Source organism: Bradyrhizobium sp. CSS354 (assembly GCF_029051725.1).
GTDB lineage: Bacteria > Pseudomonadota > Alphaproteobacteria > Rhizobiales > Xanthobacteraceae > Bradyrhizobium.
In genome coordinates this window covers 103,818-128,232 of record NZ_JAACFU010000018.1, presented here as the reverse complement: position 1 = coordinate 128,232, position 24,415 = coordinate 103,818, and the positions used below count along the sequence as shown (strand labels likewise).

Sequence of the window (24,415 nt, the reverse complement as noted above, 5' to 3'; positions counted from 1 at the left end):
GCACCGCAAAAGGCGGGCGGCCTGAATCTCGGCAGTCAACTCGACACATTCGGGCGGGATGACGGACGTGACACGACTGGGCCGGCGTACCGGCCGTCAAGCATTGACCTATATCAAGGGCCTGCAGCTGCGGCAGGCTTTGGATGCATTCATACGACACTGAGGTCGGAGCATGCAGATGGAAGTACCTGGATTGCCCGGTGGTCCGATGTCTGGTCTCGTCGCCTCGGCGGTTGAATACATGGTCGATGCTGGGCAACGGAGCATACTCTTCCTCGATGTGATGCGCCGGCGCGGCGACCAATATCGGGAGCACGTCGCCCAAACCGCGCCACACGTTCTGCAATATGCGGCCGAACTGATCATCGATGGCCGCAAGCTGGACGACCCCGTCAATTACGCGCTTGTCCGCATCGTCCCGCCAGCCGGTCTCGAGATCGATTCCACGCGGCGGCCGTTCATCGTGATTGATCCACGCGCCGGGCACGGTCCAGGCATCGGCGGGTTCAAGGCCGACAGCGAGATCGGCGTCGCGATGAAGGCGGGACATCCTTGCTACTTCATCGGCTTCCTGCCGGAGCCGGTGCCGGGCCAGACGATCGAGCGTATCGCGCGTGCCGAGGCACTGTTCATCGAAAAAGTGATCAGTCGTCACCCGGAAGCCGACGGGAAACCCTGCGTCATCGGCAATTGTCAGGCCGGCTGGGCGGTCATGATCCTGGCTTCGGTGCGGCCCGAACTGTTCGGGCCGCTGATCATCGCCGGTGCGCCTCTCGCGTACTGGGCGGGCGTGCATGGCAAAAATCCGATGCGATATTCGGGCGGCCTGCTGGGCGGCAGCTGGCTAACCGCGCTCGTTAGCGATCTCGGCGGCGGGAAGTTCGATGGTGCCTGGCTGGTGCAGAACTTCGAAAGCCAGAACCCCTCGAACACGCTCTGGACCAAGCAGTACAATGTCTATTCGAAGGTCGATACCGAAGCCGATCGCTACCTGGAGTTCGAGCGCTGGTGGGGTGGGCACGTCAATCTCAACGCCGAGGAGATTCAATTCATTGTCGACGAACTCTTCGTCGGCAACAACTTGGCCGCCGGCAATATCACCATGTCCGACGGGCAGGAGGTAGATCTGCGCAACATCAGTTCGCCGATCGTGGTGTTCTGCTCCAAGGGCGACAACATCACTCCGCCACAGCAGGCGCTGGGTTGGGTCCTCGAATGCTATGCCGATGTGGATGACATCAGGGCCTATGGGCAGACGATCGTCTATACAGTTCACGAGAACGTCGGCCATCTCGGCATCTTCGTTTCAGGTGGCGTCGCCAAGAAGGAGCATGCTGAATTTTCCAGCAACATCGATCTGATCGATGTACTCCCGCCCGGCCTTTACGAAGCGACGTTCGAAGCCAAGGACGAAGAAACCACTAGTTCCGATCTCGTTGTAGGCCAGTGGGTGATGCGCTGTGAGGCCCGGACGCTAGACGATATTCGGGCCATGGGTGGCAATTCGCCTGAGGACGAGCGGCGCTTTGCCGCGGCAAAACGCGTCTCGGAGCTCAATCTTGCCGCCTACCGCAAGTTCGTGCAGCCCTGGATCAAGGGCATGGTGGCGCCGCAGACGGCGGAGATGATGCGCAATCTGCATCCGCTACGGACGCAGTACGAGGCGTTCAGCAGCCAAAATCCGTGGATGAAAGCGGTGAAATCGGCAGCGGAAGAGCTAGAAGAGAACCGCAAGCCGGTTTCGAACGACAATCCGTTCCTGGCATTTCAGGAGCAGGTCTCCAAGCAGATCGTTCATGCGCTGGACAGCTGGCGCGATTCGCAGGAAGCGATGAGCGAGGCGATCTTCCTCAACGTCTACGGCTCGCCGGCGCTACAGGCGGCGGTCGGCATAGATCCGAAAGCTGAACCGTCGCGCCGGCGCGAGATGACGGCCGAACACCGTGCCATGCTCGACAAACGGATCGCCGAGCTCCGATCCAGGATTGGCGAAGGGGGGCTTCGCGAGGCGGCCATCCGTGCCCTGCTTTATATCGGCTCGGCGAGAGGAATGGTGGATGAACGCAGCATCGAGGCGTTGCGTCAGGCTCGTCGCGACGACAGCGGAGCGCGATTAACGCTTGCCGAATTTAAGATGCTGGTTCGCGAGCAGTTCTTCATGCTGCTGCTCGATTGCGAGGCGGCGCTAGCCGTTATCCCGAAGTTGCTTCCCGACGATGTCAATCAACGTCGCGCGGCTTTCACGACGATGAGCGAGGTGCTGTCGGCCAGCGAGGACATCACAGGCGAGCGCGCCAGCCGCCTGCAGCGTGTCGCACAGCTGTTCGGTCTCGACGCCGAAACGTCGGGGAGGGCGTCGAACGTTGCCCCTTTCGACCCCAAGGCGAAGGCATCGTAACACTGTCTGGAAGGAACCGGCTCATGTCGGCCGACACGTCGCAGGCACAGTCCCCGAGCAAATACGACCGCTTGATCGCGGCCGCGCAGGCCGTGCCGCCGGCCCCAACCATCGTTGTGCATCCGTGCGATGAAAGCTCATTGCGCGGCGCTGTCGATAGTGCACAGGCCGGCATTATCCGGCCGCTCCTGGTCGGACCTGAAAGGAAGATCCGGGATACGGCCGCCAGGTATGGTCTCGACATCGCGGCCTTCGAGCTTGTTGACGCAGCACATAGCGACGAAGCCGCTGCAAAGGCGGTAGAGCTGATCCACGCCGGCCGAGGTGAGCTGTTGATGAAGGGCAGCTTGCATACGGACGAGTTGATGCGCGCGGTCACCGCGAAGGCCGGAGGCCTGCGCACCGACCGCCGTATCAGCCATGTCTTCGTGATGGACGTGCCGGCCTATGCGGAAACCATCTTCGTGACGGACGCGGCCATCAACATCTTCCCTGATCTGGACGCCAAACGCGACATCATCCAGAACGCGATTGATCTGTATGTGGAAGCTGGGTTCGGCAAATCGCCGCGCGTGGCAATCCTGTCAGCGGTTGAAACCGTGACCTCGAAGATTCCGTCTACGATCGAGGCGGCAGCACTCTGCAAGATGGCGGACCGCGGGCAGATCACCGGAGGGATCCTCGACGGACCTCTGGCTTTCGACAACGCGATCGACGTGGAGGCGGCGCGGATCAAGGGGATCAGGTCCGAGGTCGCCGGTCGCGCGCAGATCCTCGTCGTTCCCGACCTGGAGGCCGGCAACATGCTGGCAAAGAATCTCGCCTATTTCGCCAAGGCGGACGGCGCGGGCATCGTGCTCGGAGCCCGGGTCCCGGTCGTCCTGACGTCACGCGCGGATTCGGCGCGCGCGCGGATGGCCTCGTGCGCGGTCGCAGCGCTGTATGCCCATGCCCGGCGCCGGCGTGCTCCAACGATTGCCGCGTGAACGCCATGGACACCATCCTTGTGGTCAATGCCGGCTCCTCCAGCGTCAAGTTCCAGGTCTACTCGATCGAGGGTGACGGAATATTGCGGCGACAGCTGAAAGGGCAGATGGATGGGATCGGCAGCCGCCCGCGTCTGCGTGCGAGTGGCTCCACCGGCGATCCGCTTGCGGATCGCGCCTATCCGATCGAGGCGGTGCCCGATGTTCCGGCCGCGATGGACATCGCCGGCGCCTGGTTGCGGGACGAGATGCGCATTCACCCGATCGCGGTCGGTCATCGCGTCGTTCACGGCGGCCCGGACTACGACCGGCCGATTCTAGTCGACCATGGTGTGGTGACCCGGCTGGAGCGGTTCATCTCGCTCGCGCCGTTGCATCAACCGCATAATCTGGCCCCGATCCGATCGATCCTGGCCAATTTCCCGGAGCTTCCGCAGGTCGCCTGTTTCGATACGGCATTTCATCGTACGCACAGCGCGGTCGCCGATCACTATGCGATCCCGCATCAGCTCTATGCTGAGGGCGTGCGCCGCTACGGCTTTCACGGTCTCTCCTACGAATACATTGCGAAGACCTTGCCAAAGGTCGCGCCGAAAATCGCGAATGGTCGGGTGATCGTCGCTCACCTCGGAAGCGGCGCCTCGATGTGCGCTCTCAGCGCGGGACAAAGCGTCGAAAGCACCATGGGCTTCACCGCTCTCGATGGGCTTCCGATGGGAACCCGCCCTGGTCAGGTCGACCCCGGGGTCGTGCTCTATCTCATTTCCGAGAAGGGGATGTCAGCCTCCAACGTCCAGAACTTCCTTTACCGCGATTGCGGCTTGAAAGGGTTATCCGGCGTCAGCAACGATATGCGGGAGCTGGAGAGCAGTGAGGATCCGAGAGCTAGACTGGCGATTGAATATTTCAGCTATCGCATCGGCCTCAATGCCGGGATGCTTGCCGCGGCGCTGCAGGGGCTGGACGCGTTTGTCTTTACAGCCGGTATCGGCGAAAATTCCGCAACAATTCGCGCGCATGTCGTTCGCCAGCTCGCGTGGCTCGGCGTCACCCTCAGCGCCGCCGAGAATTTGCGCGACGCACAGCTGATCTCGGGCTCCGACAGTCGCATCCCAGTCTATGTGGTTCCGACCGACGAGGAGCTGATGATCGCGCAGCACACACTGGCGCTGCTGATGAAGAGAACAGCGAACAATCAAAGGCAGGAGAGGGCATCATGATTCCAGTGTTTCCAGATTCCAAGATTGCCCTGAAGGGGAAAAAAGGCCTCGTCGTAGGCATCGCCAACGACCAGTCGATCGCATGGGGGTGCGCCAAGGCCTTTCGCGCCCTCGGCGCGGATGTCGCCGTCACCTACCTGAACGAGCGCGCGAAGAAGCACGTCGAGCCTCTTGCGCAGGCACTCGAGGCGTCTATTTTCATGCCCCTCGACGTCATGACGGAGGGGCAGACTGAAGACGTGTTTGCCCGGATCGAGAGGGACTGGGGCCAACTCGATTTCCTGCTGCATTCGATCGCCTTCTCACCGAAGGAAGCCTTGCACGGACGTGTGGTGGACGTCGGCCGCGACGGTTTCCTGAAGACGATGGAGGTCTCTTGCTGGTCCTTCATGCGCATGGCTCATCTGGCCGAGCCGCTGATGAAAAACGGCGGCACCATGTTTACCATGACCTATTATGGCAGCCAGATGGTGGTCGAGAACTACAATGTCATGGGCGTAGCCAAGGCAGCGCTCGAGGCCTCGGTGCGCTACATCGCCGCCGAGCTGGGTCCGAGGGGAATCCGCGTGCACGCGATCTCGCCCGGACCGCTGGCCACGCGAGCGGCATCAGGCATTCCCGACTTCGACGAACTGATGGACAAGGCGCAATCCAAGGCGCCGGCGCGCAGTCTCGTCAGCATTGACGACGTCGGCAACGCCACGGCATTTCTCGCACTCGACGGCGCCAAGCTCATTACGGGAAGCGTTCTCTATATTGATGGCGGTTATCACATCATCGATTGATGAGGACGGGAACGCGACTCAACGATAGTGCAGGGCGATCAACTCGGCGACGCAGGCCGGTCGTTTGCCGCCTTCGATCTCGATGACCAGATGATAGTTCACGCGCAGCCCATCGGGAGGCACGTCCTCCGTCTCAGCAACGCTAACGCGGCCGCGCAGCTTCGATCCCGCCGGGACCGGCGAAAGATACCTGATCCTGTCGGCGCCGTAGTTCAGGGTATTTCGGAGGCCTTTCAACCCCATCACAGAGCGGATGAACATCGGCGCCAACGCCAGGGACAACATGCCGTGGGCGATGGTGGTGCCGCCGGGCATTTCCGTCCTTGCGCGCTCCTGGTCGACATGGATCCACTGTTCATCGCAGGTCGCCTCCGCAAACTTGTTGATCCGGTCCTGCGTCACCTCGATCCAGTCGCTGGCGCCGATTTCGGTGCCGACCGCGGATCTTATCTCATCGAAATCGCCAATTATCCGCATGTCCTTCACCTTCAGATCATCATCTCCGGGACATGGTCGCCGACGAGGAGGTCGGCTTCCGTCGCAGCCATCACTTCGCCGATCGTGACGCCCGGCGCGGTCTCAAGAAGCGTCGCTCTGCCGTCGGCAAAGCCGATCACAGCCAAGTCGGTGACGACCAGATTCACCGGCCGCGCCGAGGTCAGCGGCAAGCTGCACTTCGCAACAATCTTCGACTTGCCCTTTGCTGCGTGCTGCATGGCGACGATGACCCGCTTGGCGCCGCTGACGAGATCCATGGCGCCGCCCATGCCAGGAACCATCTTGCCCGGGATCATCCAGTTGGCCAGATGGCCATGGGCATCGACTTGAAGGCCGCCAAGCACCGTGACGTCGACATGGCCGCCACGGATCAGTCCGAAAGACATCGCGCTGTCGAAGGTGGAGGCCCCGGGCAGCGCACTGATTGGGCGCCCCCCTGCGTCCGTTAGCGTTGGATGCGCCAGGCCTTGCTCGGGGATGGGCCCCGTTCCGATCAGACCGTTTTCCGACTGGAAGAACACTTTCAAGTCCGTTGGCACGTAGCTTGCGACCAGCGTCGGGATACCGATGCCGAGATTGACGAGGTCGCCGCTCCGAAGTTCCTTGGCGACGCGCCGGGCGATGATGGTCTGCGGATCCATGCGTCACCCGTTTGTAATGAGGTAGTCGACCAGCGGCGCCGGCGTCACGACGTGGTCGGGCGCGATCACGCCGATAGGCACGATGTTCTCAGCCGTGACGATCACGGTGTCGGCGGCCATCGCCATGACTGGATTGAAGTTGCGCGAGGTCAGCGCGTACGCCAAGTTGCCGAGGTAGTCGGCAAGGAAGGCGTGCACCAGCGCAAACTGTGCACGCAAGGCTGTCTCAAGCAGAAAAGGCTTTCCGTCGACTTCGATCTCGCGCTTGCCCTGCGCAACCAGCGTGCCGACGCCGGTTGGCGTCAAAACTCCACCCAGCCCGCATCCACCCGCACGAATGCGCTCGACGAAGGTTCCCTGGGGTACCAGATCGACGACGATCTGGTTCGCCAACATTTGCTGCTGTGCTTTCGGATTCAGACCGATATGCGTTGCGGTCAATCGCGCGACCAGCGCAGCATCGAACAGCTTGCCGACGCCCTTGCCGGGGATCGCCGCGTCGTTGCAGATCAGCGAGAGGCCGCTCTTCTTCTGCCGAACCACCTCGTCGAGCAGGCGCTCTGGTGTTCCGACACCCATGAACCCGCCGACCATGACACTCGCGCCGGCCGGGATCATTGCGACGGCTTCTTCGAGGGAAATGGCCTTCATGAGGGAGAACTCCGGTCGGCGCGTGCAGGACGGTCAATGAATGCTGGAGGGCGGAAGTCGCGGTGCTTTGATCTGCGTCAAGGCTCCGCATCATTCGCGGACGATTCCCAGGCTCGCGAGCGTGTCGTGCCAGAGCTTGCGCAGTTCGGTGTGTCGGCTTTCCAGGACTGTACTGACGGTGTCGCGGAAGGGTAATAGGTCGGGACCTTTCAGGAACAGGATTTGTGCCTGCAACAGACGCCCGCTCTCGAACTCGATGCGGCGCAACGCCATCACGAAGGGGTCATTCGCGTTTGCCTCGACCGGTAACAACGCCGCTGGCCGGATTGCGGCGTGGAGGGCGTGCGCGAGCGTGGCAAGATGGACTGCTTGCCAGAGAGAGCGATCGGCCATGCCTTCGTTCGGCGTCGGAAGCCAGGCGGCCTCCCAGGACACGGCCATGTAACCCAGGGTGAGATCCGGCACCCATGCGGTTGCCCGCATCAAAAGCGAGACGATCTCGCTTTCGCGGTAGAACTGAGCGTTCAATTCTGTCTGCCAGCCGGCCTCGAACTTAGCCGGCAGGGCGAGGGCGAACTGTCTTGCGAGGGCGCCATGGGCCGAGATCAGGAAAGCGGCGATGCGGGTCTGCTGGCTCGGCGGCACGCGACCTTCGGAGTCGAGTGGTCCGAGAAATCCGCTCATCGCAGCGTCTTCTGAACGGGGATGGCGCGCAGATGGTCGTACCCGGCGGGAAATGGAGTGAGCTCACCGCCAGGATCTTCCGGCGCAATCCGGACCGCCTTGTTACCCTCCCAGCGTCCTGCCAGCACGTCATCGGCGAAGCGCGCGAGCAGGTCGGCTGTGAGTGCACCCTTTTCCAACGTGAAAGCGTGATAGGCGCCCGGGATGATCACGAGCGCGCTGTTGGGGATTCCGACTCGCAGGGTCTCGTGGAGGGCGCGCGGCGTCAGGAAGTCGAACTCTCCGTTCAGGATCATGGTTGGGACGGCGATCGAGGCGAGTTGCGGCGTCAGCGGCTGGAAGTCGAGGAACGACTCCATCAGGTTCTGCAACGCGTAGAGGTCATTTACCAGCCAGCCCTGCCGCTTGACCCCGTCGAGCTTGTCCAACAGCGGCTTCAACCATTCATCGGACAGATTCATCGGCAGCAGCAGATCCTGGAGATAGCCGGTTCCACCCAGAATTAGGCCGGTGCGTAGTGCGTTGCCGATCAGGAGAAGTTGAGGCGAAAGCTCGGCAAAGCAACTCATTGGCACCAGACCCGAGAGGCGCGCCCCATGCTCGATCGCGTAGCGCAGCGCGATCAGGCCGCCGAAGCTGATTCCACTGAGGAAGACCGGACCTTCACCGAGCATCTCGATCAAGCGATGCAGCGCAAGGACATGGTCGTCCTGATTGATGAAAAGCGTGGGCTTGTCGGAGGCGCCCTGGCCGAGCAGATCGAATGTCGCGACGCGAAAGCCCCGTGCGATGAGCGCGTCGCGATAAGCGGTCCACAGTTCGGAATATTGAGTCAGTCCATTGACCAGCACGTAGGCCGGTGCCGTCGCAGGACCGTCGAGCTCATACCGGATCCGGTAGGAGCCGTGGGTGAGGAAAGGCATCGCGGCGACCCGGCATGTAATTCGTCCTCAAAATTCTCGCGCGGGCAGTTCGAATTCCCTTGCGCTAGATCAAAGGTCGCGCCGCGTCCGCTCCTAGCTTTCGGCAAAAATCAAAGCCTGCCGGAGGAATTCGCCATGATCGGGAGACATGTCATGCGGCGATATCTCATCAGCCTGCTGTTGCTGTTGATCGGGACATCGCTCGCGGTCGCGCAGCCCTTCACGCGCCGCTCATCGCAGATGCAGCATGACGGGCTGAAGAAGACCTATGAGATCGCGAATTTCCGACTTGGCGGCAAGTACGATCTCGCCGATCCCTCGAAGTGGGAGAATGGCGGGGAGGGCGGTGTCACCCTGGAATCGCTTGGCGCCGGGAAAGTGCACACGGCCTATATCGCGGTCGGTACGCCGCGCCGCAACGCCGCCGGTGAGATCACCAATGCCGTTGTCATCAACTCATATTATTCCGGCGACTCCACCGACATGTACGAGCAGTGGGTCAAAGGAGCAGCCTTGTCAGGCACCGTGCCAATTATCGGCCCGGGCCGGCCGATCGATACGGATCGCTACTATGTCATCATGGTCGATCCGCTTGGGACCTGGGGCGCCAGCAAACCTTCGGACGGTCTCGGCGTAAAGTTTCCGCAGTACAGTTACTACGACATGGTCCAGGCCAACTACCGGATGCTGCGCGACGGGCTGAAGGTCGCGCGCGTTGCGTTGGTGTCCGGCGTTTCCATGGGCGGCACGCAGACCTATGTCTGGGGCGTGATGCATCCCGAATATATCGGCGCAATGATGCCGATCGGCGGCACCACGCAATCGGATGGCGAAGATCCGGTCGGCAACTGGACATTCCAGATGATGACGGCAGCGATCGAATCCGATCCGGTGTGGCAGGACACCAAGGGTGATTATTACAAGCTGGCCAAAGAGAAGCATCCGATGCCGGGCGTGGCGTTCGGCTGGTCGATCCTCGGCATGACGGGCTATGACTTTGCCTTCCGTACGACCCAGAATTGGGGCGCCGTCCAGCCCGAAATCTTCTATTGGGACCCCCCGAACGAAAAGGCGGCGTTGAACGTCGTCAACCGTGCCAAGCTTTACGATGCGGTCGACCTGGTCTGGCGCAACCGTGTCGGCGAAACGCACAACATCAACCCTTATCTCGGCCGCATCCAGGCGCGGACGCTGGTGATGCACATCACGAATGACCTGTGGCTGAACTTCAAGCTGGCTCAGAAGGCAGTCGATCGCGTGCCTGGCGCGGACCTTATTGCTCAGGAAAGCCCGGTCGCCCACTATGGTGTGTTTCCGATCATCAACCAGCGCAAGAATGATCCGAAGTTCGTTGCGTTCATGGATGATGTGGCGAGCCTCGACCGCGCGCAGAAATTCATTGACAAGAATTATCGGGTGCCCGGCGTCGCAGAGAACATCGACCCCAAAAAGTCGTTCTGGAAGGAGTTCGTGACCTACCCCTATCCGGTCAAATACGCCAATGCCAAGGACAAGGGCGGCAATTCCTGGCAGATCGGCTACATGGATGAATATGCCGGCACGGACAAGGATCCGAAGGTCCTCGTCGTCATCCATGGCAAAGGCGCTTTCGGCGGTCACTACGGCAATATCATGCAGTATGCGCTGCGCAGCGGCCTTCGCGTGATCGTGCCCGACCTGCCGCATTACGGCATGTCCGGGCCCGGCAATCTCGACAAGAGTCCGGCGCGCACGATGCAGGACATGCGCGAGGTCATCTACGACCTCGTCGTCAACCAGCTCGGCGTCAAGAAGGCGTATTATCTCGGCCATTCGCTCGGCGGTCAGTTCGTGATGGGCTATGCCCTGACCTGGCCGGATGCAGTGCAGGGCTTGGCGCTGGAGGCGCCGTCAGGTCTCGAGGAATATCCGCGCGAGATCACCATCGCCAAGGGCAAAAAGGCGCCACTGTTCGACCCGGCCTTCGATCATGACTTCGGCAAATGGAGGGCGACCTGGGACCAGACGGGCATCCTTGCCGCGGAGAAGGCGCGTGACGAGCAGAACATCCGTGACTTCTTCTACTTCAAGAAGCGTGACCCGGAGACCGGCGCGGTGTCGGCTGCCAAAAGCGGCTATTTCTTCAGCGACAGCGAATATGCCCGCCTCCACACCGAGCAGCGCGTCGGACTGACCAAGGGCAATGCAAAGGAGCTGGAGCAGTGGTGTAACATCTTTATCTACGACATCTACACGATCGGCGCCGAGCTGCAGCAGGATGATCCGAAGAACCTGTACGAGCGGCTCACGCAGATCAAGGCGCCGATCTTCCTCGCATTCGGCGACAAGGAGCCGTTCATCCCGACGCCGGCATTCAACGGGCTGACAGACCTCGGACGCGACGCCATCACGCCGTTCATGACGCGCATGACCAATGCGGGCAATCGGCCGATCCTCAAGATCTATCCGGAGAGCGGGCATTTCATTCACACAGACAATCCGGTCGAATACTCGTCCGATGTCGTGATTTCGTGACGCGGGGAAGCGTCGACACGTCATCGCCGCTCGGGACCGACCGCATGCTCAAGGGGGCGGTGGTCTCGGCCTTGCCGGTGGCTCCGACACCGCCCGGGGCCGCGCCTACCGCCGGCCTCAACAAGTAGGGCCGGTTGATGCCGAGGGTGCAGGCAGGCGAAGTCCAGCTGGGCTGGCGGGAGTGGGGACGAGGCGACGTCACCGTCGTCTTCATCCACGGCAATCTCGCCAGCAAGGACTGGATCGAACTCGCTGCCCCGCTGTTTCCTTCTGGTCTTCGCGTCATCGGCATCGACTGGCGCGGTTGCGGCGACAGCGACCGGCCGAAGCCTACGGTCGACTATACCAACTACACGATGCTGCAGCACGCAAAGGACATGCTGGCTGCGCTCGACACCCTGGATATCAACTATTGCCATCTTGCAACGCATTCGACCGGCGGCATCATTGCGGCCCGTATGCTGCTGATGCAACCGCGCCGTTTCGGACGGGTGTTCGCGCTTGATCCGGTCACGCCGCTGGGGATGGCCTTCAATACCGATCAGATCGGACTGTTCCGAGCCATGATGGCGAGCAAAGAGTTGACCCGTTCGGTGATGGCGACCGCGGCCTCATCCCTGTTTATCCCAGAAAGCATGGCGCCGAATAAGGTCCCGCAATTCCGTCCAGGGGGCGCGGACATCCAGGCGCTGTTCGAGCGGATTATCGAACAAAGCTTCGGCGTCTCCGAAGGCATCTGGATCGGGACACCCGTCAATCTCACGCGCGAGCGGGAGAGCCGGGAATTGGAGAGCCGCATGCCGCAGATCGGGCATTCGCATCTGGTATTGTGGGGCGAACGGGACGGCTGGATCCCCCCCGCCGATCTTCATGCGATGGCCGCGGCAATGCCAGACTGTCGCCTCGTCGTGGTGCCCGGTATCGGACATTCGATGAACCTTGAAATGCCCGCGCTCTACGCCGGCTATTTTGGTGCGTGGTTCGGGGGACTTGCTGCGTAACAAGGAGGAATGACACCATGGCCGATAGCAATCCATCCGCAGCGGGTATCCGCACGATGCTCGCCGAGACGCTTGTTCGCCTGCGGAAGGCCAACGCCGAATATTTCGAGCAGCTGGAAATGGGCTTAAGTGCCTCGAAGCTGCCGATTGCAAGCGGCGCTAAGGAGTTCTGCGGCTACATGCAGCGCAACGTCACCGCGACGTTCGACCTCGGCGACAAGCTCATGCAGGCCAAGGACATGAAGGACGCCCTCGAGATCCAGTCTGATTTCTTCCAGGCCCAAATGCGATTGCTCACCGAGCAAACCAGAAGCATGGGCGAGTCTGCCATGAAGGCGGCGACCGAAGCGTTTGCACCGAAGAATTGAGCGACGCTCGTCGCGGACGCGCGCTGCAGCAGATGCAGGCGATGCTGGCGACACTGATTGCACGTGAACGTCAAGTATTCGAGCTTGTCGTGCGCGGACGACTCAACAGGCAGATCGCGTGAAGTGGGAGCGACGGAGCGGACAATCAAGGCACATCGTCATCGAGCGACGAAGAAGATGAACGTGCGGTCTCTGGCACAGCTGGTCACCATAGCTCAGCGGCTCGGATTGCTTGCTTAACGAATGTGACCAGTTTGACGCGATCGAACACGAAAAAGCCCCGGCGTGCCGGGGCTTTTGGTTGGCCAAGGTGGGTGCCATCAATATCTGGCCGCGACCGGTGCGCCGTATCCACCGAAGCGGTAGTTCAACCGAAGCGTGACCATGTCCACATCCTGACTGATCCCACCGCCGGTGAGGACAAACCCTCCAGGAGTAACCACGCCTGCGAAGCCGGCGTTGTCACGCCCCATCCAGAGATGGTCGTATTCGATACCGAACGACCAATTGGGCGTGAAGCCGTACTCCCAGCCAACACCAAGGGCCCCGCCCCAGCGCGTGTGGCCAGCCGATGCCAGGCCGACCCCGGTGACGTTGTTGAATATATCGAATCGGTTACGGGTCACGGCGGCGCCGCCCTTCACGTAGAACAGCGAGGCGTTCCACGCCCAACCGAGTTGCGCCGTGAAGAGACCGATTGCGTCAATTTTGCCTGTGGTCGAAATCAATGGATCGATCAGACTGACGCGCGTGTTCTTGATCTCGGCCCAATCTCCTTGCGCTTCCAGGCCGAGCACAAATTGATTGGTTTGCCAGCGGTACCCAATCTGGCCGCCCACAAGACCCCCGGAGCGATCCGCGCAACCACCTGCGACTGTCCCTGCGGGCGTCACGAAATCCACACAACCGTGGCTTTGCCCCCAACCGCCGTTTGCGCCGATGTAGAATCCGGTCCAATCATAGATCGGCGCGACCACCGGGGGCGGGGCCTTGACGTAAGGTTTAGCAGCCAGATCAGCCGCTGAGGCGGGGGCCGCCATGCTCACGGCCAGCAAGGCCATGCCGCTTAACATCACTTCTTCATATTTTCGCTCCATCCACGTTTCACCCGAACGACACCGGTTCTTTTTCTGGTGTCCGGCATTCCCGGCTCGAATCTAGCTGATCCGACGAGCATGCGACGTGCCCAGGCGGCAACACTCGGGTAAATTCAGCAATAAGCATGCTGTGGTTGTGACAGAGGCATTGACCAATCAACCAGGAGTCCAGGTCCTGGAGTTGCGCTTGGATGTCGCCATTTGGCCCGTCCCCGGCCCTCGCTCACGTGGCCGGGCGGTCGAGCCGCATGTCGATGCGCGGATTGTTCTTGAAGTCGTCAGACGATTGCGCCTCATTGTGGAAGTATCAGGCGAAGCACTGTGTTCTCGCGGCGGGATCCGCGCCAGGACCGCGCTAGTCATGCTCGTGCTGTTCCGAGAGAAACTGGCTAATTGCGGCGAATGCCTGCAACCGGTTCTTCTCCAGCAGAACCATGTGCGTGCCTTCGCCGATCTCGACCCATCGTCGATATCGCGCCTGTTTCAGCGAGAGGAAGAGATCCTGTGTCGAGCTGATGGGCACGTCGCGGTCCCATTCGGCGTGGACCAGAAGCACGGGCACGCGAATGGCGCTGGGGTTGTAAAGGGCCTTGCCGGCGGCCCAGTATTCGCGGATGTCCAGGATCGGGCCGTTCACGGCACGCATGAGCGGACGAGCTCCTGCGGTAGCCTGCGGGTCTGTTGCGAGCGAGATGTTCGCCCACAGTTCGAAGCCGCCTGCTGGAATTAGACTTGGTCGCGCTGCTTCGGGCGCTGCCGAAAGCCAGCGCTCCCTGAAGTCCAGAACAGGGACGTTGCGATAGGCCCCGAGCCGGCCGCCCGCATCGATCGGAGCCGGGCCCTTCAGCAACCATAGCGGCGCCACCAGCGCGAGCTTTACGATCTTGTCGTTATTGTCTGTCGTGTAAGCACCGGCCACGGAGCCGCCCCAGGACATGGCGACCAGATTGAGCCGCGTGATGTTGCGCTGCTTCAGGATGTATTGAACTGCGCTGGCGAGATCGCGCACGCCGATTTCGGTGCGCACAAGCGGCTCGGAGTCCTCCGGCGGCGCATCCATTTGGGGCGGACGCGTCGATCCGCCATAGCCGCGTACGTCGAGTGCAAAGACGTCGTAGCCGTGCCCGGCGAGATAATCCATGAAGGAGACGCCGCCGAGCGGCGTGTCGAACAGACTTTCCGACGAATAGGTCGCGCCATGCATCATCAGGATGGTTCGCTCGGCGGAAAACGTCTTGAGCGCCGCTTGTCGCTTGTTGCGCAAGTGAAGCGAGATGCCGGCCGTGTCGCTCGGGATCATGAGATCCTCGACCACGATGTCGGGCCCGTCTGCCCGCGCGTAAGTTTGTTGGTCCATGATCGGTCTCCTTGATCAGACGAAGTGCCAGGCGAAGCGATCGCCGCGGCGGTCGATGCGTCCGACGGACGATTGTGCGAAATGGGTGGTGAAGACGGTTGCGCCAAGCTCGGCTGCGTCCTCGAGCACGGCGGCGCGCGAGCGCAAGGCGGCCTCAGGGAATTCGCAGAAGCAGGAATTGAGCGAAGGCTCATATACCTGCAGCGGATGGTGCATCACGTCGCCGGCAAAAAGCGCCTGCTCGCCCCGTGACACGAGGCGGATCGACGCGTGATCGATGCTGTGGCCGGGCGTCGGAATGAAGGAGATGCCGTCGAGGACCTCCTCACCATTCACGGAGATGAGCTGGGCAAGCCCTGCCTCGATCACCGGCCGCACGCTGTCGTCATAGACACGGTCAGCCGGCTTGCGCACTGCCGGGCCGAGGGCAGGGTCCGGGCGGGCTGCCCCTGCGGGCTCCGTGCCCGCCGCGAGGCGCTCGCCATAGGCCTGCTCGATCCGGGAGAAGACGTAGGTCGCATTCGGGAACGTCGGGATCCAGCGATTGTCGACGAGTCGCGTGTTCCAGCCGACGTGGTCAGCGTGGACATGAGTGAGTAGAACGTAGTCAACCTGTTCCGGGGTGACGCCCGCCGCGGCCAGCCGCGCCAAGAAGGGCTCGTTTAGATGATGGAGCGGCGGGATGTCGGGCCTGTTCTTGTCGTTGCCGGTCGCCGTGTCGATCAAAATCGTGTGGTGCGGGGTTTTGACCAGCCAGCTGTGGATGCTTTGAATGAAGATGCCGGTCGCAGGATCGAACGAGCCTGCCTCGAGTTGGTCGCGATGGCGCTCCAGCGCGTCCGGCTCGGCGTCAGGATAGAGGGCGTCGAACTTGAATGCGGCAAGCCGCAACTCATCGATCCGCGTGACGGCTGCATCGCCAACGCGATAGGTTTTCGTCGCTTGCGTCATCAAGGTCCTCCACTCCAGGTCGTGACTGAGCCGGCCTGATTGCCAGCGCCGCGATGACCGGGAAGTACGAAGCGCATCACGCCGCCGGGAGGGCCGTGGGCTCGATAGGTCCCATCGACCTCGTCGATATCGAAAGGCTGTCAGCTCCGCTTTTCAGACCGCCATTTTGGCTTTACCTCTCTCATCGCGGCTCATCCGGCCGCGATCATGTGCCTTGAACGGAGGAGGACCGATGCCGGATGCGGAACGCGGTTCAGGTCGGCCGGCCGACGACACCGATCTCTCCGAGATCGACCTTGGCCTATTGCTCGCCCTGGAGGCTCTGCTGCGCGAGCGGAACGTCACGCGCGCGGCGTCGCGCCTGAACATCGGCCAGCCGGCGCTATCGGCTCGGTTGAACCGGCTGCGACAGGTCTTTGCCGACCCGTTGTTCGTGCCCGCGGCGGCGGGCCGCGGGGTGGTGCCAACGACGAGAGCGGTGGAGCTGCAGGCGGAGCTGGCGGACGTGCTCGGCAAGCTCCGTCGCATGGTCGAAGGGCCGGCCGTGTTCGACCCGGTCCGCAGCCAGCGCACCTTTGTCGTTGCCATCCATGAGAATCCAGCCGTGACGCTGGCGCCCGGATTCGTCGCGCGGTTGACCTCCATGGCCGCACGGGCGCGGCTGGCCTTCGTTCATCCTACGCGCGACGTGGTCGATCGGCTTGAACGGGGCGAGATCGACATTCTGGTGACGGGGGCTGACGGGGCACACGGCGATCTGATGCAGCGCCCGCTTTTCGAGGACAGCTTCCTCTCCGCCCAGCGCAAGGGTCATCCCCGCGGCAACGGCGCGCTTGATCTCGATCGCTTTTGTGCGCTCGATCATTTGCTGATTTCTGCCGACGGCGGCGGATTCTCGGGCCTCGTCGACGACGCGCTGGCCGCGCTGGGCCGTTCCCGACGCGTCGCCGTCTCGATTCAAACCTATGCGCTGGCGCCGGTCATCCTTGCCCACAGCGACTGTATCTGCACCCTGCCGCGACGTTTTCTGATGCGATTTTCCCACGAGCTCGATCTCACGCCGCCGCCGCTCGATCTGCCGCCAGCGCGTATCGTTGCGCTGTGGCATCCGCGCAATCAGGAGGACGGAGCTCATGCTTGGCTACGCGAGTGCCTGTACCAAGCGGCCGCCTCCTGATGCAACTTGCCTCAACCGCACCAAGTCACGCATTCAGGCTTCATGATCGTCGGGACTCTCAATCAGCGGATCCCGTGCCACTATTGTCGAGCGGCGATGGCCGTAATCTCGAGTTTGACGCCAGAACCGAGATCGGCCACGCCGATTGCGGCGCGCGCCGGCAGATGAGCCTCTGCAAAATGCGCCTTCCAGGCCGCATTGAACTCCGCCTTCTCCTTGAGGCTCGCCATGTAGATGGTGATCTGCAAGACGTTGCTCAGATCGGATCCGAGAGTCTTCAGCAGCTGCGCCAACTGCCCGAGGACGTCGTTGGCCTGGCCAGACATATCGAGGCTCGTGTCCTCGGGGACGATTCCACCGATGTAAAGCACGCCATTGTGCTCGACGACTTCGTGGAGCAGACCTTCGTAGGGCAAGACGCGCTTGATCATGACCGGACCGATGTTGTGTGTGAGGGGCCGGGATATCGCACATTTCAATGTCAGTGTCGTTGCAAGAGATCTCGCGCCAAGTTACCGAAAAGTCTTACCGAAAAAGTCTTACCGAAAGACGGGCCGCACGGCTCCGAATGCAGCCGACTAGAACGTTGAAAATAAAGGGACAAATCAGTCGAAAAATCGCCGCCCTTGGTTCCCTCGAACGTTCGCCAATCTGTCCTTGCACGAGCGCCCGGCATTTTCGCCGGCCCTGAGCCGACGACATCGAAGAGCGGATCGCTATACTGCTATCCGGATTACAACGGTGCGGCAGGGACAGTGCCCGCGACCGGAACAAGGAATGCGACGATGGACGATACGATTGGCTTCCCCGACCCTGGCCTCGACCTGTCCGACGGCTTCAAGCCGCACACCTCGCATTGGGGCGTGTTCTCGGCACGTCAAGGCGAGGCCGGGCTCGAGGTCAGGGCCTATGCGGGCGATCCCGATCCGAACGGCATCATCGGCAATTTTCCCGGCGCGCTGCGCCATCAGGCGCGCATCACCCAACCGGCGATCCGCCGCGGCTGGCTCGAACGCGGTCCCGGTCCGGACGATCGCCGCGGCCGCGACGAATTCGTCTCCGTCAGCTGGGAGAAGGCGCTCGATCTGCTCGGCGACGAACTGGCACGCATCCGTGACACGCGCGGCCCCGGCGCAGTGTTCGGCGGCTCCTATGGCTGGTCGAGCGCAGGCCGCTTCCACCACGCCCAGAGCCAGGTGCATCGCTTCCTCAACATCGCCTTGGGCGGCTATGTGCGCTCGGTGAACTCCTATTCCTCCGGCGCGTCCTCGGTGCTGCTGCCGCAGATCCTCTGCGGTTACGAAGACATCACCAAGCGCAACGTCACCTGGGAGCAGATCGCGGCTGACACCGACATCGTGCTGGCATTCGGCGGCATGGCGCTGAAGAACTCGATGGTCGCAGGCGGCTCGATCAGCAAGCATGTCGAGCGCGGCGCGATGGAAGCTGCGCGCCGCCGCGGCTGCGAGTTCATCCTGGTCAGCCCGTTGCGCGAAGACCTGCCCGTCGAGGCCGGCGCGGAATGGATGACGTGCGTGCCCGGCACCGACACCGCGCTGATGCTCGGCATCGTTCATACGCTGGTCGCGGAAAACCTGCACGATCAGGCTTTCCTCGATCGCTACACCGAGGGATGGCCCGTCTTCCTGCGCTATCTCACTGGTGAAAGCGACGGCCAAGCCAAGGACGCCGAATGGGCCGCTGCGATCTGCGGCGTCGACACCGACACAATCCGCAAGCTGGCGCGCCGGCTCGCCGGCAAGCGTGCGCTCATCACCGTCTCGCATTCGCTCCAGCGCGCCGAGCATGGCGAGCAGCCGGTGTGGATGGGCATGGTGCTGGCGGCAGCGCTCGGCCAGATCGGCCTCTCCGGCGGCGGTTACGCCTATTCGTTGGGGGCGATCGGCTATTACGGCCGCCGCGTCAACGACGTGCCGGGGCCGACATTGGGGCAGGGTCGCAACGCTGTCCGCGATTTCATTCCGGTGGCGCGCATCGCCGACATGCTGCTCAATCCCGGTAGCACCTATCGCTACAACGGCGAGACGCGCACCTATCCGGATATCCGCCTCGTCTACTGGGCCGGCGGCAATCCCTTTCATCACCACCAGGACATCAACCGCCTGCGCAAGGCGTTTGCGAAAGTCGACACGCTGGTCGTGCACGAGCTCGCATGGACTGCCACGGCCCGGCATGCCGACATCGTGCTGCCCTCGACGATGACGCTCGAGCGCGAAGACATCGGCTATTCCAGCAACGATCCCCTCATGGTCGCCATGCACCGGATTGCCGAGCCGTTCGGCCTTGCGCGCGACGATTACGAGATCTTCGCCGATCTCGCCGACCGTCTCGGCGCGCGCGAACCCTTCACCGAGGGGCGGACGTCACGTCAGTGGCTGGAGCATCTTTATGAGCCGACCCGCGCCTCGCTCGAAGCGCGCGGTTTGGAGGCCCCGAGCTTCGAAGAGTTCTGGCGGCGCGGCAGCCTGGTGGTGCCGCAACAGCCCGACGACGGCGGCCGGCTGCGCCGCTTCCGCGACGATCCCGTCAATCACGCTTTGCCGACGCCGAGCGGCCGCGTCGAAATATTCTCCGCCAAGATCGCGGGTCATGGCGATGCGGATTGTCCGGGCCATCCGGTCTGGCTGGAGAAGTCCGATATGCCCAAGCCGGGGGCGCCGTGCTTCCTGGTCGCCAACCAGCCGGTGACGCGTCTGCACAGCCAGCTCGATTTCGGTGGACATTCGCTTCAAAGCAAACACCGCGGCCGCGAGGTCGCGCGCATGAATCCACGGGACGCTGACGCGCGTGGGATCAAGCACGGCGACATCATCCGGCTGTTCAACGCGCGCGGCGCCTGTCTCGCCGCGGTCCACGTCACCGACGGTATCGCGTCCGGCGTGGTCCAGCTCCCGACCGGCGCCTGGTACGACCCGATGGACCCCGAAGACGACGCGCCGCTTTGCGTGCACGGCAACCCGAACGTGCTCACCCGCGACGTCGGCACCTCGTCCTTTGCGCAGGGCTGCACCGGCCAGCTCACGACAGTCGAGGTCGAGAAGTTCACCGGCAATCTGCCGCCGATCCGGGCTTTCGATCCGGTGTAGAAAAAAAGGGGCCGCCCTGTGGGTGCAGGGACGGCCCGAGTGGCTCGCAGGCCCGGGAGGATGAGGGCGCGAGCGGATGCTTACGCGGCTGCGCTGATCCAGTCCCTCTCCGTCGAAGGACGACGCGGCGGGAGTGCTTGCACCTCTCGCCGTTCGCCCTTGTTGGCGAGGCGCCAGCGTGCCGGGGATTGATCGCTGATGCGCTTGAACACGGTCGAAAAATGCGCCTGCGTGCTGAAGCCGACCGCAAGCGCGATCTCCGCCAACGGCCGGTCGGTGGCTGCCAGCAGCATCTTGGCATGCTCGATCCGGTGATTGAGCAGATATTCGCGGGGCCGGTAACCGGTCGCGACGCGGAACTGCGCCGCGAAGTGCATTCTGGACAGGCCGGCGACCTTGGCGAGTTCGGACAGGCTGATGCCGCGGTGGAAATGATCGGCGACATATTGCTCAACCCGCCGCAGCCGCCATTTCGGCAAGGCATTGACCTTGGCGCGTGGCAATTCCAGGCGCGCGAGATGCATCGCGAGGGTTTGGCCAATGCAGCGCGTAAACTCGTGGTCCGCGGCGTCGCCAAGTTCGATCAGCGCCTTGGCAAGCTCGGCTGCGAGCGGGTCGCGCAACAGGACGAGATCATTCAATCCTTCGGTCGCCGAAGATTGCTCCGGAAAGTGATCCGCGGAGATGTGGAAGTGCAGGAAGGCGCATGGCGACTGGAATTGCACCGCGAGGGGCTTCGACGGCGCGGTGAGATACAGTGTGCCTGCGGGCATGGTGCCGTCGAAAATGACCTGACGATCCCGGGTGAGTTTCGCGCGCGTGGCCTTCAGTGCGATGCCGACGAAATAGCGATCGTCAGGCGTCGTCGCCTGGTGCGACGAGGTGCTCCGCGGGTCCTCCCATCGCGAGATCGCGATGTCATCGGCGGCCGCCGCCCCGGTGCGCGGATCGATTTGACGCCATTGACGCTCCCGAATGATCGCTTGTGTTGCCTGGGGGATCTCGCAATCCCCCGAGCCGCCCGGAAATTCAATCCAGGCTTCAGCCGCCTGCAAATTGGTCAACATCGTTCGTCCTCTCCGGGCTTCCTCCGCTGTTTGCGACCGCAAACGCGCAAAGCCCCACGTTTTCCATGGTGAGAGGATAGGGGTGAGCTGCGCTGCAAGCTCGTTAGTGGTGATTAGGATGTGTTAGTTTTTGTGGGAGCGCATCAGGTGCGACATCCCGTCTCAGGAAGCGCCTTTTTTGCAAATTTTATCAGATATTTGCGCCTCCCTGATCCGACTCGGGAGAGCGCAGAACATCCCGTGGAGATCGATGCGGCGGTGTGAGTTCTGTGCAGTGCCCTCGCTGGACCTCGCACGAGTGCCGGGTATAGTCGCGCCGCATTTCCATGGATCAGCTGTCAGGATGCGTCAGAAGTGACCGAGCTCTCGACCGGACACGGTCCCCGCGGCAGCAACGCCGCGACGATCCCAGCTTTCGATGCCGTCGCGTTCGGGCCCTTTTCGCTTCGGTCGCGGCTGCTGGAGAAGGATGGCTTGCCGGTCAGGCTCGGCAGCCGCGCGACGGATATCTTGCGCCTGCTGGTCAGTCGCGCCGGCGAAGTGGTCCCGAAGGACGAAATTCTCGGCTATGCGTGGTCTGGACTTTCCGTGGAGGAGATCAGCCTGCGCGTCCATGTCGCGGAGCTGCGCAAGGTGCTCGGCGACGGAAAGGATGGTGCACGTTACATCACCACCATTCCGGGGCGGGGCTATTGCTTCGTCGCGCCCGTGCGGCGTGGCGAGCGCGCGGAGTTGCCTGCGCCGGCGTCGCGTGCGCCTGGAAGCGCCGCGCCGCCACCGTCGCTGCCGCGCCGATTGGACCGGATGGTCGGGCGCGATGACGCCGTGGCCGAGTTGGCGGCCCGCTTGCTCCGCGATCGCTTCGTCACGCTGCGAGGGCCGGGCGGCATCGGCAAGACCACCGTTGCGACCGCGCTCGCGCACGAGATGTGCGATAGCTTCGACGGCAACGTCCATTTTCTCGAATTCGGTCCGCTCAAGGACGCGGCCCTGGTCGCGAGCACGGTCGCCGCCGCGTTGGGCCTCGTCGTACACCACGACGACCCCTCGGCCAGCATCGTCAATTTCCTGCGTGGCCGCCGGCTGCTTCTCGTGCTCGACAGCTGCGAGCACGTCATCGAGGAGGTCGCGCGCCTTGCAGAAAACATCTACCGGGAGGCGCCCGGCATCGTCATCCTCGCAACCAGCCGCGGCGCTGCTCGACAATCGGCTACAGCTCGAATGGCGCGGGCGGCGAACGGCGCCGCCACGGCAGCAGACGCTCGGCGCTACGCTCGACTGGAGTTTCGGTCTGATCGGCGAGAACGAGCGGATCGTATTTCAGCGCCTCGCCATCTTCGCAGGTCACTTCACGTTGAAGGGCGCGATAGCGGTCGCGGCCGGCGCGGAGATGCCGGAGGATCGCGCCGTCGAGGCGCTGGAGCAACTCGTGGTGAAGTCACTGGTTTCCGCCCAGCCGGACGGCGCATCGCGGCGCTATCGCCTGCTCGACGCAACGCGTGCCTATGCCCTGCAGAAACTGGCCGACGGCGGACAGCTGGCCGAGATAGCGCACCGTCACGCTCTCTATGTTCAATGCACGCTCGAAGTGGGCATGAAGGATAAGGAGGGCAGCGATCATGCGTCACGTTTGCCGGAACGCGCGAGCCTGCTCGCCGATGCCCGCGCTGCACTGCAATGGGTTTATGCCAACGACGAAGGCGCCGGCTTGCGCGTGCCGCTCGCCGGCAGCTGCACAAGGCTGTTCGTCGAACTCAATTTGCTGAACGAGGCGCGCATCTGGTCCGATCGCGCACTCGCAATGCTCGACGAGGCCGACCGGGGTGGCGCATGGGAGCTCGAACTTCAGTCGACGCTCGGTCACGCCTTCATGTTCACCGAGCGCAACAGCGAGCAGGCGGAAGCGGCGCTCAGGCGCGGGCTGGAAATAGCGGAAGCGCTTTCCGATCACGCCAACACATTCAGGCTGTTGTCCCGGCTCAACATGTTCTATCGCCGAACCGGTCGCTATCGGCATCTGGTGCCGACTGCGCTTTACGCCGAGCGGATTGCCCGCGTCATCGGCGATACCGCGGGCATCGCCGGGAGCAAAGCGCTGCTCGGCGTGTCATATCACCTCGCCGGAGACCAGGCCGAGGCGCAAGCCCATCTCGACCAGGGCCTGCGCGACGACGCTGCGCTCCGCGGGACCCAACCCGGGCATTTCGCCTATTCACGCACTCCGCAGATTCCGCTCGCACGCGTGCTGTGGCTGCGCGGTTTTCCCGATCGCGCGCTTGAATGCATCCGGCCGCTCGTCGGCGCTTCAGCGCCGCATGACGTAGTTATGCATTGTATCGCATTATGCTGGTCCGCTTCGGTGTTCGGCTGGCTCGGCGACTGGTCGTCAGTCGAGGCCATGACCGATCGCCTGGCCGCGCATGCGAGCATGCACGGACTCGTGCCCTACGAAGCCGTCGCGGTGGGTTTTCGGGCGCAGAGCATGATCGCTCGAGGCGAGGTCGCCGGCGGCGTCGAGCTGATGCGGAGCGCGCTTCCACGCCTGCACGCCGATCGCTACGAACTCTACGCCTCGGCGTTCGCCGCGGATCTGTCTCGGGGCCTGGTCAACTTGGGACAATTGACGGAGGGCATTCAGGTTCTTCACGAAACCATTCTGGGGGTCGAGCAGGAAGGCGGCGCCTTCGACATGCCCGAGCTGCTCCGTCTGCGCGGAGAGCTGGAGGCGCATAACGGCAGTCTCGACGCGGCCGAGGCGGATCTTGTCGCCTCGATCTCGCTCGCCGAACAGCAGGGCGCGTTATCCTGGCGGCTGCGAGCCGAGATGTCGCTGGCGCGCCTTCGTGTCCGGCAAGGTCTGAAAAATCCGCTCGAACAGCTCGCCCAAACCTATGCCCGGTTCTCGGAAGGATTCGAGACCGCCGATCTCAAGGCGGCACGGCGCGTGCTGAACGAGCCGGCGGCCTGAACAGTCGAAGCGAATCGCGCGT

General features: G+C 62.7%; 20 protein-coding genes and 2 pseudogenes. 12 read left to right on the top strand and 10 right to left on the bottom strand.

Translation table 11 applies throughout. The annotated features are described in order from the left end of the window. Positions 1-172: 172 nt before the first annotated feature. Genes GWG67_RS31365 through fabI form a run of 4 tightly spaced genes read left to right on the top strand, consistent with a single transcriptional unit; the run spans position 173 to position 5,389 of the window. On the top strand, positions 173-2,398 hold the full coding sequence (locus GWG67_RS31365; RefSeq protein WP_275173322.1) for a DUF3141 domain-containing protein: 2,226 nt from the start codon (positions 173-175) through the stop codon (positions 2,396-2,398). A 23-nt stretch (positions 2,399-2,421) separates the two neighbouring features. After that, on the top strand, positions 2,422-3,384 hold the full coding sequence (locus tag GWG67_RS31360; protein ID WP_275173320.1) for a phosphate acetyltransferase: 963 nt from the start codon (positions 2,422-2,424) through the stop codon (positions 3,382-3,384). Positions 3,385-3,389: 5 nt separating this feature from the next. Next, on the top strand, positions 3,390-4,604 hold the full coding sequence (locus GWG67_RS31355; protein ID WP_275173318.1) for an acetate/propionate family kinase: 1,215 nt from the start codon (positions 3,390-3,392) through the stop codon (positions 4,602-4,604). Next, the gene (gene fabI / locus GWG67_RS31350; protein ID WP_275173316.1) at positions 4,601-5,389 is read left to right on the top strand and encodes an enoyl-ACP reductase FabI; all 789 of its coding nucleotides are present in this window, start codon (positions 4,601-4,603) and stop codon (positions 5,387-5,389) included. The genes GWG67_RS31355 and fabI overlap by 4 nt, the downstream gene beginning before the upstream one ends. An 18-nt stretch (positions 5,390-5,407) precedes the next feature. On the opposite strand, the gene GWG67_RS31345 is transcribed toward fabI, so the two are convergent. From GWG67_RS31345 to GWG67_RS31325, 5 genes are all read right to left on the bottom strand, one after another. Then, positions 5,408-5,866, bottom strand: coding sequence for a MaoC family dehydratase (locus GWG67_RS31345; protein ID WP_275173315.1), 459 nt, complete (start codon positions 5,864-5,866; stop codon positions 5,408-5,410). Positions 5,867-5,877: 11 nt separating this feature from the next. Then, positions 5,878-6,528, bottom strand: coding sequence for a 3-oxoacid CoA-transferase subunit B (locus GWG67_RS31340; RefSeq protein ID WP_275173314.1), 651 nt, complete (start codon positions 6,526-6,528; stop codon positions 5,878-5,880). 3 nt (positions 6,529-6,531) lie between these two features. Continuing rightward, positions 6,532-7,179 carry a CoA transferase subunit A gene (locus tag GWG67_RS31335; protein WP_275173312.1) on the bottom strand — a complete coding sequence of 216 codons (648 nt, stop codon included), beginning with the start codon at positions 7,177-7,179 and terminating at the stop codon, positions 6,532-6,534. A 90-nt stretch (positions 7,180-7,269) separates the two neighbouring features. Then, positions 7,270-7,863, bottom strand: a complete 594-nt coding sequence (locus tag GWG67_RS31330; protein WP_275173310.1) for a hypothetical protein — start codon at positions 7,861-7,863, stop codon at positions 7,270-7,272. After that, the gene (locus GWG67_RS31325; protein WP_275173308.1) at positions 7,860-8,786 is read right to left on the bottom strand and encodes an alpha/beta fold hydrolase; all 927 of its coding nucleotides are present in this window, start codon (positions 8,784-8,786) and stop codon (positions 7,860-7,862) included. Before GWG67_RS31325 ends, GWG67_RS31330 begins: the two co-directional genes overlap by 4 nt. 135 nt (positions 8,787-8,921) lie before the next feature. Between GWG67_RS31325 and GWG67_RS31320 the strand changes: the two are divergent. The 4 genes and pseudogenes from GWG67_RS31320 (at position 8,922) to GWG67_RS39140 (ending at position 12,909) form a co-directional block, all read left to right on the top strand. Continuing rightward, a pseudogene (locus GWG67_RS31320) lies at positions 8,922-11,428 on the top strand (alpha/beta hydrolase). 9 nt (positions 11,429-11,437) lie between these two features. Next, complete coding sequence (locus GWG67_RS31315) at positions 11,438-12,301, top strand: alpha/beta fold hydrolase (protein ID WP_275173306.1); 864 nt, start codon at positions 11,438-11,440, stop codon at positions 12,299-12,301. Positions 12,302-12,357: 56 nt separating this feature from the next. Then, entirely contained in the window at positions 12,358-12,669 is a 312-nt protein-coding gene (locus GWG67_RS31310; RefSeq protein ID WP_245313336.1) for a phasin family protein, read from the top strand. 63 nt (positions 12,670-12,732) lie between these two features. Further along, the gene (locus GWG67_RS39140; RefSeq protein WP_369335506.1) at positions 12,733-12,909 is read left to right on the top strand and encodes a LuxR C-terminal-related transcriptional regulator; all 177 of its coding nucleotides are present in this window, start codon (positions 12,733-12,735) and stop codon (positions 12,907-12,909) included. 80 nt (positions 12,910-12,989) lie between these two features. On the opposite strand, the gene GWG67_RS31305 is transcribed toward GWG67_RS39140, so the two are convergent. The 3 genes from GWG67_RS31305 to GWG67_RS31295 form a co-directional block, all read right to left on the bottom strand. Next, on the bottom strand, positions 12,990-13,766 hold the full coding sequence (locus GWG67_RS31305; RefSeq protein WP_275173305.1) for an outer membrane protein: 777 nt from the start codon (positions 13,764-13,766) through the stop codon (positions 12,990-12,992). 355 nt (positions 13,767-14,121) lie between these two features. Beyond that, complete coding sequence (locus GWG67_RS31300) at positions 14,122-15,123, bottom strand: alpha/beta hydrolase (RefSeq protein WP_275173304.1); 1,002 nt, start codon at positions 15,121-15,123, stop codon at positions 14,122-14,124. Between the two features lie 15 nt (positions 15,124-15,138). Beyond that, entirely contained in the window at positions 15,139-16,074 is a 936-nt protein-coding gene (locus GWG67_RS31295; RefSeq protein WP_275173302.1) for an MBL fold metallo-hydrolase, read from the bottom strand. A gap of 232 nt (positions 16,075-16,306) precedes the next feature. On the opposite strand from GWG67_RS31295, the gene GWG67_RS31290 reads away from it, so the two are divergent. Continuing rightward, positions 16,307-17,251 carry a LysR family transcriptional regulator gene (locus GWG67_RS31290; protein WP_275173301.1) on the top strand — a complete coding sequence of 315 codons (945 nt, stop codon included), beginning with the start codon at positions 16,307-16,309 and terminating at the stop codon, positions 17,249-17,251. An 80-nt stretch (positions 17,252-17,331) separates the two neighbouring features. Here GWG67_RS31290 and GWG67_RS31285 read toward each other — a convergent pair whose 3' ends face one another. Next, the gene (locus GWG67_RS31285) at positions 17,332-17,682 is read right to left on the bottom strand and encodes a RidA family protein (protein WP_275173299.1); all 351 of its coding nucleotides are present in this window, start codon (positions 17,680-17,682) and stop codon (positions 17,332-17,334) included. Between the two features lie 354 nt (positions 17,683-18,036). On the opposite strand from GWG67_RS31285, the gene GWG67_RS31280 reads away from it, so the two are divergent. After that, positions 18,037-20,358, top strand: coding sequence for a molybdopterin guanine dinucleotide-containing S/N-oxide reductase (locus GWG67_RS31280; RefSeq protein WP_275173298.1), 2,322 nt, complete (start codon positions 18,037-18,039; stop codon positions 20,356-20,358). 80 nt (positions 20,359-20,438) lie between these two features. Here GWG67_RS31280 and GWG67_RS31275 read toward each other — a convergent pair whose 3' ends face one another. Then, the gene (locus tag GWG67_RS31275; RefSeq protein WP_275173296.1) at positions 20,439-21,425 is read right to left on the bottom strand and encodes a helix-turn-helix domain-containing protein; all 987 of its coding nucleotides are present in this window, start codon (positions 21,423-21,425) and stop codon (positions 20,439-20,441) included. A 354-nt stretch (positions 21,426-21,779) separates the two neighbouring features. Between GWG67_RS31275 and GWG67_RS31270 the strand changes: the two are divergent. After that, positions 21,780-22,469: pseudogene (locus GWG67_RS31270) on the top strand (winged helix-turn-helix domain-containing protein); the annotation flags it as partial. Between the two features lie 91 nt (positions 22,470-22,560). Beyond that, positions 22,561-24,393: a hypothetical protein gene (locus tag GWG67_RS31265; protein WP_275173379.1), complete on the top strand. Its 1,833-nt coding sequence runs from the start codon at positions 22,561-22,563 to the stop codon at positions 24,391-24,393. The last annotated feature ends 22 nt before the right edge of the window (positions 24,394-24,415 follow it).